This window comes from Stenotrophomonas sp. 85239_Sma (assembly GCF_056481725.1).
In genome coordinates this window covers 4,506,734-4,520,669 of record NZ_CM151163.1, presented here as the reverse complement: position 1 = coordinate 4,520,669, position 13,936 = coordinate 4,506,734, and the positions used below count along the sequence as shown (strand labels likewise).

The window sequence follows — 13,936 nt, the reverse complement described above, 5'->3', positions numbered from 1 at the left end:
CCTGGTCAGCGGGGCTTTTTATTTGTGCCGCCGGAACATCTCCGATGGGGTCAGATCCCTTTGCCCACCGGGCAAAGGGATCTGACCCCAGGTGCTAGGCTGGGCCACTGTCCAGCAGGGGAACCCGCAATGCCCGACCTGTTCGCACTGGCCATGCCGTGGTGGGAGTTCATCCTGCGCGCGGTGGTGGTGTATGTCGTGGTGCTCGGCATGGTCCGGCTCGGTGGCAAGCGGGCTCTGGGACAGATCACGCCCTTCGACGTGCTGCTGATCGTGTTGCTGGGCAACGCGGTACAGAACGCGCTGCTGGGCACGGACACCTCGCTGGGCGGAGGCCTGCTGCTGGCGGCCACCCTGATCGTGCTGAATTACGGGGTGGGCTGGCTGACCACCCGGAATCGCCGCATGGAGCGGATGATCTAAGGAGAGCCCACCGTGATCGCGCGTGATGGCCGGCTGCTGGACGGTGTTCTCCGCCGCGAACTGATCAGCCCGGCCGATTTCGACGCCGCGCTGCGCCAGCAGGGCGGGCTGCGGATCGAAGACGTGCAGGTCGCGCTGCTGGAGACGACCGGGCACATCACGATCATCGCGCGGAAGCACAGCTGATCTTGTAGCGCCGGGCCCAGGCTCGGCCGCCCTTCACCGCCTATGCGTGCCCACCAGGCCCTTGCCCAGCGCGACGACATCCATCAGAGCCAGTCGCGCGGCACCAGGTAATCGGCCAGGCGTGCCTCGGCGCTGCCCGCTTCCGGGTTGAAGCCGTACTCCCAACGCACCCGCGGCGGCAGGCTCATCAGGATGCTTTCGCTGCGGCCACCGCTCTGCAGCCCGAACAGGGTGCCGCGGTCGTAGACCAGGTTGAATTCCACGTAGCGGCCGCGGCGGTACAGCTGGAACTCGCGTTCGCGCTCGCCATGGGCGGCGTCCTTGCGCTGCTGCACGATCGGCAGGTAGGCGTCGAGGAAGCCATCACCGACCGCGCGCAGGTAATCGAAATCGCGCTCGAAGTCGCCGTGCAGGTCGTCGAAGAACAGGCCACCGACGCCGCGCGTTTCATTGCGATGGCGCAGGAAGAAATACTCGTCGCACCAGCGCTTGTGCGCGGCGTAGCGCTCATCGCCGAACGGTGCGCACAGGTCGCGCGCAACCCGGTGCCAGTGCTGCACGTCCTCGTCGAACGGATAGAACGGGGTCAGGTCGAAACCGCCGCCGAACCAGCTGGCCACCACCTCGCCGTCGCGCTGCGCCTGGAAGAAGCGCACGTTGGCATGGGTGGTCGGCACGTAGGGGTTGAGCGGGTGGAACACCAGTGACACGCCGGTGGCGCGCCAGGAGGCGCCGGCCAGCTCCGGGCGGTTGGCCGAGGCCGACGGCGGCAGGCGGCTGCCGGCCACGTCGGAGAAGCCGATGCCGGCCTGCTCGAACACCGCACCGTCGCGCAGCACGCGGGTACGCCCGCCACCGCCCTCGGCCCGTTGCCACAGGTCTTCCTGGAAGCGGGCCTGGCCATCGACGGCCTCGATCGCCGTACAGATGCGGTCCTGCAGGTCGGTGAGGTAGGCGCGCACGCGCTCGAATTCGTTCATGGCGCGTACTTTACCGCAGGGCCCGCCCGAAGCTGCGGACAGGCCCTGGCGGGCTCAGCGCTTGCGGTTGGAGTTGCGCGGCGCCGGAGCGTCGTCCTCGGCCGCCTCGTCAACTGATTTCTGCAGGGCACCGCCCAGCGTGATCAGCCCCCAGTTCTGGGCGCCGAGCACGTCGCAGGCCACATGCAGGCCACTGCGGTCGGCCTTGCACAGCTGCTCCAGGGTTGCCCGTGCGTCCAGTTCCGCACCGTTGCCCTGCGCGGTCACCAGGTTCTCGCACCCTTCGCGCACGCCGGCGCGGCAGACCGTGGTGTAGTGCTCGGCGGCCTGCAGCCAGTTCCCGGACAGCGCAAGGCGGTTGCCGAGAATGTTGCAGCCCTGCAGCTTGCCCTGCGTGCAGCAGGCTTCGGCGCCGTCCTCGTTGGCCAGCGCCAGCGGGCAATCCTGTGGCAGTGGCAGCACGTTGAACTGCTTCGGCGCACTGCACCGGGCCGGGCCCTCGCCGGTGGGGGTGAACACCTGGAAGCGGGTCCAGGTATCCAGGCCCAGCAGCTGGCCGCCCGGCAGCGGGCGCAGCACGAAGTCGCCGCCCTTGTCGTGGCGGATGCGGATGTCGCCCGCATCGATACGCGCGCGAAGATGGCTGCCCCAGCCGACGCCGACCAGGCCGGCGTCACCGAAATCGAGCGTGTCCATCAGGCCGCCGTCGGCCCGGTAATTGCCGCAGGGCAGGGCCGTTGCCGGCTGCGGTTGCAACGATGCGCCCACCGCCTGCAATGCCGGCAGGCGCTCGCAGGTGGCGGTGTCATTGCCGGGGGTGCAGGCCGCAGCCAGGGCCTGCACTGCCTGCAGGGGATCTCCCGCCTCCCAGGACAGCTCAGCCACGCGGGTGCAGAAGCCGCCATGCGGTACCTCGCGGCACAGCCGCAACAACTGTTGCCGTCGCTCAGCCGGGATGACCACCGGCCCGGCTGGCGCCGTCATCGCCACCATCGCTTCGGTCATGGCCGCCGTCATCGCCGCCTTGGCCAGCTGCTCCTGCACTGCGGGGGCCGCCTCGAGTGCGGTGGCGCACGCCGGGGTTCCCTGTTCGAAGCCGCCGTTGTTGCAGGCGGCGGGGAGCGTGATGCCGGACAGGGCGGCGTCGAGCGCTGCCTTCGCCATGGCAGGATCGGCCCCGACCGTGGGCTTGGCTTCATCGTGCCAACGATCGGCCAGTTGCAGGCACATGCCGGGCACGCCTTCCCGGCACCCTGCTTCCAGTGCGGTCGGGATCGCTTCGCGACGGTTGTCCAGGCACGCCGCCGCATCGGCCAGGCAGCTGCCTTCGGCCGGCGTGGCGGCTGCGGCGCACTGTGCGGGGGCTTGCAGGATGTAGACCGTGCCATCCGCCTCAACCGTGCGGCCACGATCGCGCACCTGCAGCGCGCTGGGCAGGCCGTACTCCAGGTTCACCAGTTGCAGCTTTCCGTCGATCTGCTGGAACGCGACCGGAGACGGCGCACTGCCGAAGTGCTTCTGCTCGCCGCGGTTCGGTGAGTTGATGCGCAGCGTGCTGCTGCCTTCGTCGGCCTTGAACAGGCCACATTGGGGCAATTGCGCGGCGGCCGTCGGTGCGGCCAGCAGCAAGGCCCAGGCCAGCCAGCGGCGGCGTGGTGCGGGTAGAAGCATGTCGTCTCCTTGACGATCGAACGGATAACTCCTGGCGCTACGGCGAACCACGGCCCACGCGCGCGGTCACGCATTGTGCCGCGTCTGGCACGCGCTGGTAGCGCTGGTAACCGGTCTGCGAATCCATGCCGAGCAGGTCGCCATTGCCGAGCTGGCGCAGGACATGGGTTTCGCCGTTCTGCTGCAGCTGGACCGCACCTTCCTGCAGGCGGCCTCGCGTGCCATCACCGAAGTCGAGCATGTCGACCTGGCCACCCTCGGCCTGGTATCGGCCACACGGCAGCTGCTGGAGCGGGACCAGGCGTAGATCGGCACCGAGTTCACGCAATGGCGCGGTACGTTCGCACGCACTGGCGCGGCCTGCGTCGCAGGCCACCTGCAGCGCCTGTACCGCCAGCGCGGGTTGCAGTGCTTTCAATTGCTGCTCGGCCACTTCGACACAGAAGCGGCCACCGCGGTGCTGCAGGCACAGTCGCTGCAGCTGTTGCAGTGCCGCCAGGGGTAACGGCGGTCCCTCCGGTGCCTTCTCGGCACGTTCCAGGCGCTGATCAACCCGTCGCATGGCGGCGGCCAGATCAGCGTCGGCCAGCGCTTCGCAGGCCTGCGGATCGTGGGTGGGGGTGTACTCGCGGCAGGCCGGCGGGCGCTCGAAGCGCGCGGTGCCGGCGCCATCGGTCGCTGCCGCGGAGTTGCTTTCGAGCCTTTGCTGCAGCAGTGCCGAGCAACCCGCACCCACGCCCTCGTCGCAGGCGCGCCGGGCCTGGCCGGGTGAGGCCGTTGGCAGCTGCACCATGCAGTAGCTGCCAGCAGCGCGGCAGCTGCCGGCCACAGTGCTGGGCTCGACAGCGCAGGCCCGGGGCTGGCGCAGGGTGTAGACCATGAGCACGTCGTCCTCGATGCGCCGCCCATCGGCGCTGATCCGGATCGGCTCCGCCACGCCATCGTCGAGCATGACCAGGCGGGTCTGTGCCGCACTGCGATCGACCCACAGCGGCTGCGGCTCACCGATGCCGTTGTGGCGGTAGCCGCTGCTGTGGGTGGTGAACACCAGTGCCATGCCGTCATCGACACTGCGGTACTCGCCGCAGTGCAGCGCGTCGGCGGAAGCAGGTAGTGCGGCGAACAGCAGCAGTGCTGGAAGAAGCGACGGCCAGCGCATGCGACGGTCCTTGTCGGGCAGGGATCGGTGGAACTCAGTGGAAGCGCGAGCGCACGTCGGGGCGCAGCAGGCGCCAGGCCAGCCAACCCTGCAGGCCGAGGAGCACGAACGACATGCCGACCACGGTCAGCGTGATCAGCCAGCGTTTCAGTTGCAGTTCCTGCAGCAGGGCCGGGTCATCGGCCAGGAACGGGATGAGGTCGCCCATGAACACATCCAGCCACCAGGCGACTGCGAAGTTGGTCAAGCCGCTCAGCAGCAGCAACAGCACGAAGCTCCACAGACCCCAGCGCCGTTCGCGCAACAGGCCCCAGCTGGACACGGTCGAGGCCAGGCACAACAGCGCGACGACCATCGACGCGGCCACCGGGTGCGCCAGCAGCCAGATCAGGCTGTGCAGCTGTTGGAGCTGCACTTCGCTTTCCACCAGGCGCCACAGCGCGAGGTTGTGCAGCGGCCACAGCACCAGGCCCTGCAGCACGAAGTAGATCGTCAGCAGCAGCGACAGCCAGAACGAGGCCTGGGCCACCGGGCGCACCCAGGCGTGATAGGCCGGGGAAGGCAGGGAGGGGATCGACGGGATCGACATTGACATCCGATGTCCTTGCAGTCGGCGCCCGCCTGCTCAGCGGGCCGTCACCCGGGTGGCGACCGCCGGCAGGATATGGTGTTCGCTCAAGGGTGCCAAGGGCAGACCATGCGGTGGCCGCAGTGGAACCCAGGCCAGCTCGGCGATCTCGGCGCGTGCCTGCGGCGTGCCGACCACCTGCACCCACCATGCCTGCGCCTGCACGCGATGGCCGGGCTCGTTCACCGCCCAGTCTTCGAACGCGCCCAGCGCGAGGGCCGACGCGGTGCACAGCTGCACGCCCAGTTCCTCGCGCAGTTCGCGGGCCAACGCCTGCAACGGCGCCTCGCCGGGTTCGGGCTTGCCACCGGGCTGGATGAAGCGGCGGGCGCCGTGCTTGCGCACCACCAACGCCTGGCCGCGGTCATCCAGGATGACCGCAGCCACGATCCGGATCGTGGCTGCGGTGTTGCTCACTTCAGGTTCTGCTCGAACAGCTTGAGGATGCGCTTGTACTGGTCCAGCCAGGAATCAGCACGCACGTAGCCGTGGCGTTCCAGCGGGTACGGGGCAATGGACCAGTTGTCCTTGTGCAGCTCAATCAGGCGCTGGGTGAGGTTCACCGAGTCCTGGAAGAACACGTTGTCATCCATCATGCCGTGGGCGATCAGCAGGTTGTCCTGCAGGTTCTGCGCGTACTCGATCGGCGAGGACACGCGGTACGCCTCCGGGTCGATGTCCGGGGTGTTGAGGATGTTGCTGGTGTAGCCGTGGTTGTAGTTGTGCCAGTCGACCACCGGGCGCAGCGCGGCGCCGGCCTTGAAGGTGCCCGGTGCGCGGAACAGCGCCATGAAGGTCATGAAGCCACCGTAGGAACCGCCGTAGATGCCGGCGTGGTCACGGTCGCCCTGCTGGGTGTCGACCAGCCAGTCCAGGCCGTCCTTGTAGTCTTCCAGTTCCGGATGGCCCATGTTGCGGTAGATGGCCGTGCGCCAGTCGCGGCCGTAGCCCTCGCTGCCGCGGTAGTCCATGTCCAGCACGATGTAGCCCTTCTGCACCAGCAGGTTGTGGAACATCTGCTCGCGGAAGTAGGCCGGATAGCGCTGGTGCACGTTCTGCAGGTAGCCGGCGCCGTGCACGAACATCACGATCGGGTACTTCCTGCCCGGTTCCTTGTGCTCGGGCTCGTAGTACTTGGCCCAGACCACGCCGGCACCATGCTTGGACTGCACCGCCACCAGCTTGGGCTGGATCCACTCACGCGCTTTGTAATCGGCGGTGCGGGTATCGGTCAGCACGCGTGCCTGGCCACCGGCGCTGGGCAGCACCGCCAGCTGCGGCGGCAGGTAGGCACCGGAGTAGCGCACCAGCAGCTGCTGGCCGTCCGGCGACAGCGAGAAGTCTTCCACGCCATTGAGGCTGGTCAGCTCGCGCACCTGGCGGTTGCCGGTGTCGACCGCGCAGACTTCGTAGTCATGCGGCGCCTGCTGGTTGCACAGGAAATAGAAGCCCTTGCCATCGGCCGACGGCACCGGCGCCGAGGTTTCCCACTTGCCGCTGGTCAGCGCCTGTGGCTTGGCGGTGCCGGCCTGGGTGTACAGGTGCGAGAAGCCCGATTCCTCGGACAGCAGCCACAGCGTGCGGCCATCGGCCATCCAGCCGAAATCGTTGAAGCCCCAGTTGATCCAGGCGTTGTCGGTCAGGCGGTGGCGGTTCTGCACGCGGCCGTCGGCGGCGTTGACGCTGATGATCCAGCGGTCCTTGTTGTCGTTGGCACGCAGCATCACCGCGGCCTGCTGGCCGTCGGCGCTCCAGCGGATGCCGCCGCCCATGAAGTCGCTCATCACCTGCACGCTGCGCTCGCCCTTCAGCGCATCCTTGCCGGCCTTGCGGCGCAGCTCGGCCAGCGGGTCGGTGCTGATGCCCGGCAAGCCGGACAGCGAGACCTTCTCGGCCTTGCCGGTGCGCACGTCCACGTACCACAGGGTGTGCGGTTCGAAGCCGTTGCGGCCGACGCGCGTGCGGGTGTCCTCGGTTTCTTCGTAGCCCGATTCGGTCACGTACAGCGGCATCTTGCTGGTGCGGCCGTCGTCGAAGTCCTTCGGCTTGGTCACCACGATCAGGTGGGTCAGGTCGGGCGACAGCACGCTGTCACCGATTTCGACGTCGGCGCCCAGGTACACCGGGCCCGGCGCGCGGGTCGGATCAGCCTGGCGCCAGCGCTGGTCCTGGTCCTTCAGCGCTTCGCGCTGGTCGCGGTCGCGGCGCAGGGTTTCCAGCGTGCGCAGCTGCTGGTCGCGCAGCACATCGGCCTTCGGCGCCGTACGCGGGTCCTTCTCGGCCTTCAGGCTGGCTACCTGCTGCACGCCGCTGGCGGCGGTCCAGTGGAACCAGTTCTGGCCGACGCGCCAGATCACGCCGTTGTCGGCGGCGAAGTTCACGTTGCCCGCGCGCTCGTTGCTGCGGGTCAGCTGGGTCAGCGCGCCGCTGCGCAGGTCGCGCACGAACACATCGCCATTGCGGACGAAGGCGCTGCGGCTGCGGCTGCGGTCGTAGACCGGCTCGGCGACGTCCAGGGTGCCGCGCTGGTCATCGGCCACCTGTGCGGCCACGCCGCCGGCCACCGGCTGGCGGAACGTATCGCGTACCGGGCTGCCGTTGCGCTTGAGCTGGTACTCCACCTGCTGGCTGTTCCACGACCACCAGGCCTTCTCGACCGGCGGACCGATCCAGTCCGGGTCGGCCATGGCCTGTTCGATGGTGATCGGCGTCGGCGCGGCATGCGCAGCCGGTGCGGCCAGTACGGCCGACAGCAGGAGGGACAGGGGCAGCACTCGGGACATGGGCGGACGGCACCAGAAGAGGAAACCGGGCAAGCGTAGCAGCCGCAAGGACCCGGGGCAGGGGCCACAGGTCATGGCAGCGGAATCGGCAAAAGGCACCGCCCGAGTCGCTGCGGCGGCGTGTGCGGCATGATGGCCATTCCGTTCGGATGGGACCGGACGCCTGATGCAACCGGTTGCCGTGGTCGCGCATCCATTCTCCTGAACCCGCATCATCCACCGAACAGGAGCCGACCATGCAGGAACTGATCCCGATCACCCTCTTCATCTGCATCGCCTACGCGATCCACGCCATTGCCGATGCCCGCGCGCGCAGCAAGCTGGTGGCCCCGCACGTGCCGGAGGAGGTGATCCGCTCGCTGGCGGTGCTGGAAGAAGAGCGCCGGCGCCAGGGTGCGCTGCGCTGGGGCATCAGCCTGGTCTGCCTGGCCCTGGCCATGGCCCTGCTGGAAGCCATCGGTGCCCGTGACCTGACCTTCGGCGCCGCCGCCGCGCTGGTCGGCAGTGCTGGCCTGGGCCAGCTGCTGGCCTGGCACTTCACCCGTCCTGCCGCACGCAAGGGCTGAGCCAGGACATGCCACGGGCACAGGGGGCGCCCCGCGCATGAGCCTGCTCGGCGAAGCATTGTCGGCACTGCGGGGCCGTCGTCGCGATGATGCAGCAGCGGCTGCACCGCCCGCCGAGCCGCTGGACGCGGACCAGGCCCTGGTGCGGGCGATCATCGATGGTTCGCAGGCGGCGTTTTCGCAGCTGGTCGAGACCCACCAGCGCACCTGCGCGCATGTGATCGGACGCATGGTCGGCGACCGCGACCAAGTCGCCGACCTGCTGCAGGAAACCTTCCTGGCCGTGTTCCGCCAGCTGCACCGGTTCCGCTTCGAATCCTCGCTGCGCACCTGGGTTTCGCGGGTGGCCTACACCACTGCGCTGCAGCACCTGCGCCGGCGGCGGCTGGAGGCGCAATGGATGGTGGCAGTGGAGGTGCCGGAGGAACTGGGGATTGGCGATGAAGGCCCGGGGCCGGCCGAGTTGAGCGAGGCCCTGCAGGCCGGGCGCCAGCTGGGCGCGGCGCTGGAACGACTGAGCGCACCGCAGCGCCTGATCGTCGGCCTGCATTACCTGGAGGATTTCGATCTGGCCGAGATCGAACAGGTGACCGGGCTGGCACGCGGTACCATCAAGAGCCACCTGCACCGCGCGCGCCAGGTCCTGAAGCAGGAACTGACGCGGCATGCCACCGCCGGAGAGCTGCTGTGAACCCACCGACCGACCCTCGCGATGCGGAAGCGCGCGCGCTGGCACAGGCGCTGCGTGAACAGGCACGGCAGGAACAGACGCCGGATGTGAGCGAGGCGCTGCAGAAGCGCATTGCCGTTGAGTCGCGCGACGGTGGCGTGGGCTACGTGGTGGTGCAGGTGCTGTTGTTTGGCGCGCTGCTCGCTGCCGCAGCCTGGTACTTCTGGAACTGAGGTGCCCTCCGGGCGGTGGGCCGCTGCAGTCGCTGTTGGTAGATGCCGGCCTGGGTCGGCGTCTGGGTGTGTGCGCCAACCAAGGTTGGCAGCTACCAAAGCGGTAAGTCCTTCGTGCCGCCCTGCGACAAAGTGAAGCAGCGCGTCACCCGGTCGCATCCCGGCTTAACGAAATCCTCCTAAAGTGGTCCGGTATCCCACCGGTCACAGGCAGGAGGCGTCCCTTGGACGCGTTGTTGTTGTCCCGGATCCAGTTCGGATTCGTCATCAGTTTCCACGTGCTGTTCCCCGCCTTCACCATCGGCACGGCCAGCTGGCTGGCCTTCATCGAGTGGCGCTGGCTGCGCACGAAGCTGCCCGTGTGGCGCGAGCTGTATTTCTTCTGGCAGAAGATCTTCGCCGTGTCGTTCGGCATGGGCGTGGTCAGTGGCATCGTCATGGCCTTCCAGTTCGGTACCAACTGGCCGCGGCTGAGCGAGGTGGCCGGCACGGTCATCGGCCCGCTGCTGACCTATGAAGTGCTGACCGCGTTCTTCCTGGAAGCCAGTTTCCTCGGCGTGATGATGTTCGGCTGGGGCCGGGTCTCGCCGCGCCTGCATTTCCTGTCCACCTGCATGGTGGCGCTGGGCACGTTGTTCTCTACGTTCTGGATCCTGTCGTCCAACAGCTGGCTGCATACCCCGGCCGGCTACGAGATGGTCAACGGCGTCGTGCATCCGGTGGACTGGTGGCAGGTGGTGTTCAATCCCTCGTTCCCGTACCGTCTGGCGCACATGGCGTTGGGCTCGTTCATCACCACCTGCTTCGTGATTGGTGGCATCGGCGCGTGGTACCTGCGCAAGGGCACGCACGTCGAAGCAGGCCGGCGCATGCTGGTCGCTGCCGTTGCATTCGCGGCATTGACCGTGCCGGTGCAGATCTTCGTCGGCGACATGCATGGCCTGAACACGCTCAAGCACCAGCCGATGAAGATCGCGGCGATGGAAGCGCACTGGCATGAAACCAGGGAAGGCGAGGGCGTGCCGCTGGTGGTGTTCGCACTGCCGAGCGAGAAGGAAGAGCGCAACGATTTCGAAGTGGCCATCCCGAAGCTGGGCAGCGTGATCCTCACCCACAGCCTGGACGGCACCTTCGATCCGCTGACCTCGGTACCGGCCAGCGAACGGCCGCCGGTGACGCCGGTGTTCTTCGCCTTCCGCATCATGGTCGGGCTGGGCACGCTGATGCTGTTGCTGGCCTGGGTGTCAGCGTTCCAGCTGTGGCGCAGGAAGCTGCTGGATTCGCCGTGGCTGCTGCGCGGCTGGAACTGGATGCTGCCCAGCGGCTTCATCGCGCTGCTGTCGGGTTGGTTCGTCACCGAGATGGGGCGCCAGCCGTGGGTGGTGTATGGCGTACTGCGCACCGCTGATGCGGTCGGCCCGCAGAGCGCGTGGATGACCGCGCTGTCGCTGGGCGTCTACGTGGTTGGCTACGCCTTCGTGTTCGGCTGGGGCATCTGGTACCTGGTGAAGATCCTGCGCCATGGGCCGCAGCCGTATGCCGAGGGGCCGTCGCTGGACCATGGCAGCCATACCCCGGCGCGCCCGCTGTCGGCGGCCGACGAACCACTGGAGGAGCGCTGACATGGACCTGATGACCTGGCTGCCGGTGGCGTGGTTCGCGGTGATCGGCTTCGGCGTGCTGATGTACGTGGTGCTGGACGGCTTCGTGCTCGGCATCGGCATCCTTGCCCCGTTCGCCGAGGACGAGGAACAGCTGGACCTGATGATGAACACGGCCGCGCCGATCTGGGACGGCAACGAGACCTGGCTGGTGCTGGGCGGCGCTGGCCTGCTGGCGGCCTTCCCCAAGGCCTATGCGGTGCTGTTGTCGGCGCTGTACCTGCCGGTGCTGCTGCTGGTGGTGGCGCTGGTGTTCCGCGGCGTGGCGTTCGAGTTCCGCTTCAAGGCACATCGTTCGCGCCGGCTGTGGAGCGTGGCATTCGGCCTCGGTTCGCTGCTGGCGACCTTCGCCCAGGGCGTGATCCTGGGCACGCTGGTTCAGGGCATCCCGCTGGTCGACGGTGTCTACCAGGGCGGTGCATTCACCTGGTTCAGCCCGTTCGCGATGCTGACCGGTGCCGCCCTGGTGGCCGGCTATGCGTTGCTGGGCAGCACCTGGCTGATCCTGAAGACAGAGGGACGCGTGCAGGCGCTGGCGCGGCAGATGACGCGGCCGCTGGTGGTGGCGGTGATCGCGGCGATGGGCCTGGTCAGCAGCTGGCTGCCGTTCCTCGATTCGCGGTTGATGGATCGCTGGTTCAGCGACGGCAACTTCTGGTGGCTGTCACCGGTGCCGTTGCTGACCCTGGCGGTGGCTGCCGCGCTGTGGCGCAGCGCCACCCATCCGCGCCGCGACCTGCCGCCGTTCCTGCTCAGCCTGGCCCTGTTCGTGCTCGGCTTCCTCGGCCTGGTGCTGGGCATGTGGCCCTACCTGCTGCCGCCGTCGATGACCCTGTGGCAGGCCGCCGCGCCGGCCTCCTCGCTGGGCTTCACCCTGGTCGGGCTGGTCATTCTGCTGCCGGTCATCCTCGGCTACACGGCCTGGTCGTACCGGGTGTTCCGCGGCAAGGTGCACGCCGATACCGGTTACCACTGATCGATTGAATGCGGGGCCTGCCGGTGCCGGGTCCCGCGTTGGGGAATGTGAAACCTGCACACCCCGTGCAGGACGTGCTAGCGTGCGCTCCTTTCCGGCGGCCAGGGGGGCAGCCGGCGACGTCCTGGACGGACGCACGGCTGCAGGAATGGGGGGCCGCCGCGCGTCGCCGTAATGGCTCGTGCCTATCGTTCTCCCGTTGAAGCACCATCGCTAAATGATCGAATTCTCCATCGTCGACTGGGCTGCCTGGGCGCCCGGCCTGAGCGAGCGTAGCCAGTGGCTGGGCTGGGCCGATGCGCCGTATCCGCCGCAGGGCGAAGACACGCCGGCGCTGGCCGAGATACCGGCGATGCGGCGCCGCCGTATCGAGCGGCTGGGCCGGATGGCGATCCAGGCCGCGTGCTGGTGCGAGGACGGGCAGGGTGCCGACAGCCGGGTACCACTGGTGTTCGCCAGCCGCCATGGCGACGTCGCCCGTTCGATGGATCTGCTCGCGGCGCTGGCCGGCGAGCAGCCGCTGTCGCCGACCGGGTTCGGCCTGTCGGTGCACAACGCGATCGCGGCGCTGTATTCGATCGCCCGCGGCCACCGCGGCAACTACCTGGCGCTGGCCGCAGGCCAAGCCACGGTCGAGACCGCCTGCCTGGAGGCAGCCGGCCTGCTGGCCGATGGTGCCCGCGAAGTGCGGGTGGTGGTCTACGAATCGCCGCTTCCTGAAATTTACGCGACGTTCGCCGACGAACCCGACCCGTTCTTTGCTTGGTGCTGGCGCTTGACCGCGCCAACGCCGGGCCAGCCGACCCTCTCGCTGCAGTGGGAGGCGGCGCCGCATGCCGCGGCCACCGCACCGGGCATGCTGCCGCACGCGCTGGACCTCCACCGCTTCCTGCTGTCCGGCGCGCCGGCGCTGGAGCAGGTGGCCCAGGGCCAGCGCTGGCGCTGGGGGCGCCGTGGCTGAGGCGCTGCGCCGCCTCGATCATGCCTGGCGGGTGCTCGGCACCGGCCTGAGCTTTGTCGCATTTGGCGTGGGCGGCCTGCTGCTGGGCGTGCTGGTGATGCCGGTGCTGCTGCTGATGCGCGATCCGGTGGCCCGCCGCCGCAGGGCCCGCCGCGTGGTCCAGGTCGCCTTTGCCAGCCACCTGCGCCTGATGCGTGCGCTGGGGGTGATGACCTACCAGATCGAGGGCGGGGAACGCCTGCAGCGCGACGGTTTGCTGGTTCTGGCCAATCACCCGACCCTGATCGACGTGGTCTGCCTGATCTCGCTGCTGCCCAACGCCGATTGCGTGGTGAAGCGGGCCGTGGCCTGCAACCCGTTCATGCGCGGCCCGGTGCGGGCGGCCGGCTACATCGCCAACGATGACGGGGCGGGCCTGGTTGACGACTGCGTGGCGGCGGTGCATGCCGGCGGTACCCTGGTGATCTTCCCGGAGGGCACCCGCAGCGTGCCGGGCCAGCCGCCCAGGCTGCAGCGGGGCGCCGCCAACATCGCCGTCCGCGGCCGGCTGGACATCACCCCGGTGCGGATCACCTGCACCCCGCCCACGTTGACCAAGGGACAGAAGTGGTATCGTGTCCCCTCACGTCGCTTTCACGTTCGGCTGCAGATCGGCGAAGATATCCCGATCGCGCCCTTCCTGGCCGATGACGACTCGCCAAGGGGGGATGCCTTGGCAGCACGCCGCGTCACCGAGCACCTTTCTCGTTATTTCGACCTGTCTGGAGATCCGCCCCGTGCAAGCACTTGAGCACGAGATCAAGGAATTGATCATTTCCTCCCTTTCGCTGGAGGACATCACGCCGGAGGACATCGATCCGACCGCGCCGCTGTTCGTCGAGGGCCTTGGCCTGGATTCGATCGACGCGCTGGAGCTGGGCCTGGCGTTGCAGAAGAAGTACGGTGTCAGCCTCTCGGCCGATTCGGAAGAAACCCGTCGCCATTTCTCCAGCGTGCGCGCGCTCGGCGAGTTCGTCGCCGCCCGCCAGTCGTAACGGCG

Annotated in this window: 14 protein-coding genes and 1 pseudogene; 9 read left to right on the top strand and 6 right to left on the bottom strand. The window is 68.3% G+C overall.

Annotated features, from left to right (window positions below):
- Positions 1 to 129 precede the first annotated feature (129 nt).
- Positions 130 to 609, top strand: a pseudogene (locus tag ACYKG1_RS21010) (DUF421 domain-containing protein).
- 83 nt (positions 610 to 692) lie between these two features.
- Here the strand turns inward: ACYKG1_RS21010 and hemF are convergent.
- Genes hemF through ACYKG1_RS20980 form a run of 6 tightly spaced genes read right to left on the bottom strand, consistent with a single transcriptional unit; the run spans position 693 to position 7,830 of the window.
- Positions 693 to 1,589: an oxygen-dependent coproporphyrinogen oxidase gene (gene hemF / locus ACYKG1_RS21005; protein ID WP_100474745.1), complete on the bottom strand. Its 897-nt coding sequence runs from the start codon at positions 1,587 to 1,589 to the stop codon at positions 693 to 695.
- A 54-nt stretch (positions 1,590 to 1,643) separates the two neighbouring features.
- Positions 1,644 to 3,260, bottom strand: a complete 1,617-nt coding sequence (locus ACYKG1_RS21000) for a hypothetical protein (protein ID WP_478471312.1) — start codon at positions 3,258 to 3,260, stop codon at positions 1,644 to 1,646.
- Between the two features lie 37 nt (positions 3,261 to 3,297).
- Entirely contained in the window at positions 3,298 to 4,419 is a 1,122-nt protein-coding gene (locus ACYKG1_RS20995; protein ID WP_478471310.1) for a hypothetical protein, read from the bottom strand.
- Positions 4,420 to 4,453: 34 nt separating this feature from the next.
- On the bottom strand, positions 4,454 to 5,014 hold the full coding sequence (locus ACYKG1_RS20990; protein ID WP_100474733.1) for a hypothetical protein: 561 nt from the start codon (positions 5,012 to 5,014) through the stop codon (positions 4,454 to 4,456).
- 30 nt (positions 5,015 to 5,044) lie between these two features.
- Positions 5,045 to 5,464 carry an NUDIX hydrolase gene (locus tag ACYKG1_RS20985; protein WP_262084218.1) on the bottom strand — a complete coding sequence of 140 codons (420 nt, stop codon included), beginning with the start codon at positions 5,462 to 5,464 and terminating at the stop codon, positions 5,045 to 5,047.
- Entirely contained in the window at positions 5,461 to 7,830 is a 2,370-nt protein-coding gene (locus ACYKG1_RS20980) for a S9 family peptidase (RefSeq protein ID WP_478471308.1), read from the bottom strand. The genes ACYKG1_RS20985 and ACYKG1_RS20980 overlap by 4 nt, the downstream gene beginning before the upstream one ends.
- Before the next feature lie 236 nt (positions 7,831 to 8,066).
- Here ACYKG1_RS20980 and ACYKG1_RS20975 point away from each other — a divergent pair, with 236 nt between their 5' ends.
- From ACYKG1_RS20975 to ACYKG1_RS20940, 8 genes are all read left to right on the top strand, one after another.
- Complete coding sequence (locus tag ACYKG1_RS20975; RefSeq protein WP_005414880.1) at positions 8,067 to 8,396, top strand: hypothetical protein; 330 nt, start codon at positions 8,067 to 8,069, stop codon at positions 8,394 to 8,396.
- A 37-nt stretch (positions 8,397 to 8,433) separates the two neighbouring features.
- Positions 8,434 to 9,087 carry an RNA polymerase sigma factor gene (locus tag ACYKG1_RS20970; protein ID WP_100474723.1) on the top strand — a complete coding sequence of 218 codons (654 nt, stop codon included), beginning with the start codon at positions 8,434 to 8,436 and terminating at the stop codon, positions 9,085 to 9,087.
- Complete coding sequence (locus ACYKG1_RS20965) at positions 9,084 to 9,299, top strand: hypothetical protein (protein WP_100474721.1); 216 nt, start codon at positions 9,084 to 9,086, stop codon at positions 9,297 to 9,299. Before ACYKG1_RS20970 ends, ACYKG1_RS20965 begins: the two co-directional genes overlap by 4 nt.
- A gap of 224 nt (positions 9,300 to 9,523) precedes the next feature.
- Positions 9,524 to 10,921, top strand: coding sequence for a cytochrome ubiquinol oxidase subunit I (locus tag ACYKG1_RS20960; protein WP_478471305.1), 1,398 nt, complete (start codon positions 9,524 to 9,526; stop codon positions 10,919 to 10,921).
- Between the two features lies 1 nt (position 10,922).
- A complete protein-coding gene (gene cydB / locus ACYKG1_RS20955) occupies positions 10,923 to 11,936 on the top strand; it encodes a cytochrome d ubiquinol oxidase subunit II (protein ID WP_100474715.1) in 1,014 nt (337 codons plus the stop codon).
- Positions 11,937 to 12,153: 217 nt separating this feature from the next.
- Positions 12,154 to 12,897 (top strand): beta-ketoacyl synthase chain length factor, encoded by a 744-nt coding sequence (locus tag ACYKG1_RS20950; RefSeq protein ID WP_478471303.1) that lies wholly within the window; start codon positions 12,154 to 12,156, stop codon positions 12,895 to 12,897.
- A complete protein-coding gene (locus ACYKG1_RS20945) occupies positions 12,890 to 13,687 on the top strand; it encodes a lysophospholipid acyltransferase family protein (RefSeq protein ID WP_478471302.1) in 798 nt (265 codons plus the stop codon). Before ACYKG1_RS20950 ends, ACYKG1_RS20945 begins: the two co-directional genes overlap by 8 nt.
- The gene (locus ACYKG1_RS20940) at positions 13,674 to 13,931 is read left to right on the top strand and encodes a phosphopantetheine-binding protein (RefSeq protein ID WP_005411610.1); all 258 of its coding nucleotides are present in this window, start codon (positions 13,674 to 13,676) and stop codon (positions 13,929 to 13,931) included. The genes ACYKG1_RS20945 and ACYKG1_RS20940 overlap by 14 nt, the downstream gene beginning before the upstream one ends.
- Positions 13,932 to 13,936: the final 5 nt, after the last annotated feature.

What these genes read in the sequence shown, in the direction of transcription:
- hemF (WP_100474745.1), bottom strand. Translation starts at nt 1,589, where the DNA reads ATGAACGAATTCGAGCGCGTGCGCGCCTACCTCACCGACCTGCAGGAC.
- ACYKG1_RS21000 (WP_478471312.1), bottom strand. Translation starts at nt 3,260, where the DNA reads ATGCTTCTACCCGCACCACGCCGCCGCTGGCTGGCCTGGGCCTTGCTG.
- ACYKG1_RS20995 (WP_478471310.1), bottom strand. Translation starts at nt 4,419, where the DNA reads ATGCGCTGGCCGTCGCTTCTTCCAGCACTGCTGCTGTTCGCCGCACTA.
- ACYKG1_RS20990 (WP_100474733.1), bottom strand. Translation starts at nt 5,014, where the DNA reads ATGTCAATGTCGATCCCGTCGATCCCCTCCCTGCCTTCCCCGGCCTAT.
- ACYKG1_RS20980 (WP_478471308.1), bottom strand. Translation starts at nt 7,830, where the DNA reads ATGTCCCGAGTGCTGCCCCTGTCCCTCCTGCTGTCGGCCGTACTGGCC.
- ACYKG1_RS20975 (WP_005414880.1), top strand. Translation starts at nt 8,067, where the DNA reads ATGCAGGAACTGATCCCGATCACCCTCTTCATCTGCATCGCCTACGCG.
- ACYKG1_RS20970 (WP_100474723.1), top strand. Translation starts at nt 8,434, where the DNA reads ATGAGCCTGCTCGGCGAAGCATTGTCGGCACTGCGGGGCCGTCGTCGC.
- cydB (WP_100474715.1), top strand. Translation starts at nt 10,923, where the DNA reads ATGGACCTGATGACCTGGCTGCCGGTGGCGTGGTTCGCGGTGATCGGC.
- ACYKG1_RS20950 (WP_478471303.1), top strand. Translation starts at nt 12,154, where the DNA reads ATGATCGAATTCTCCATCGTCGACTGGGCTGCCTGGGCGCCCGGCCTG.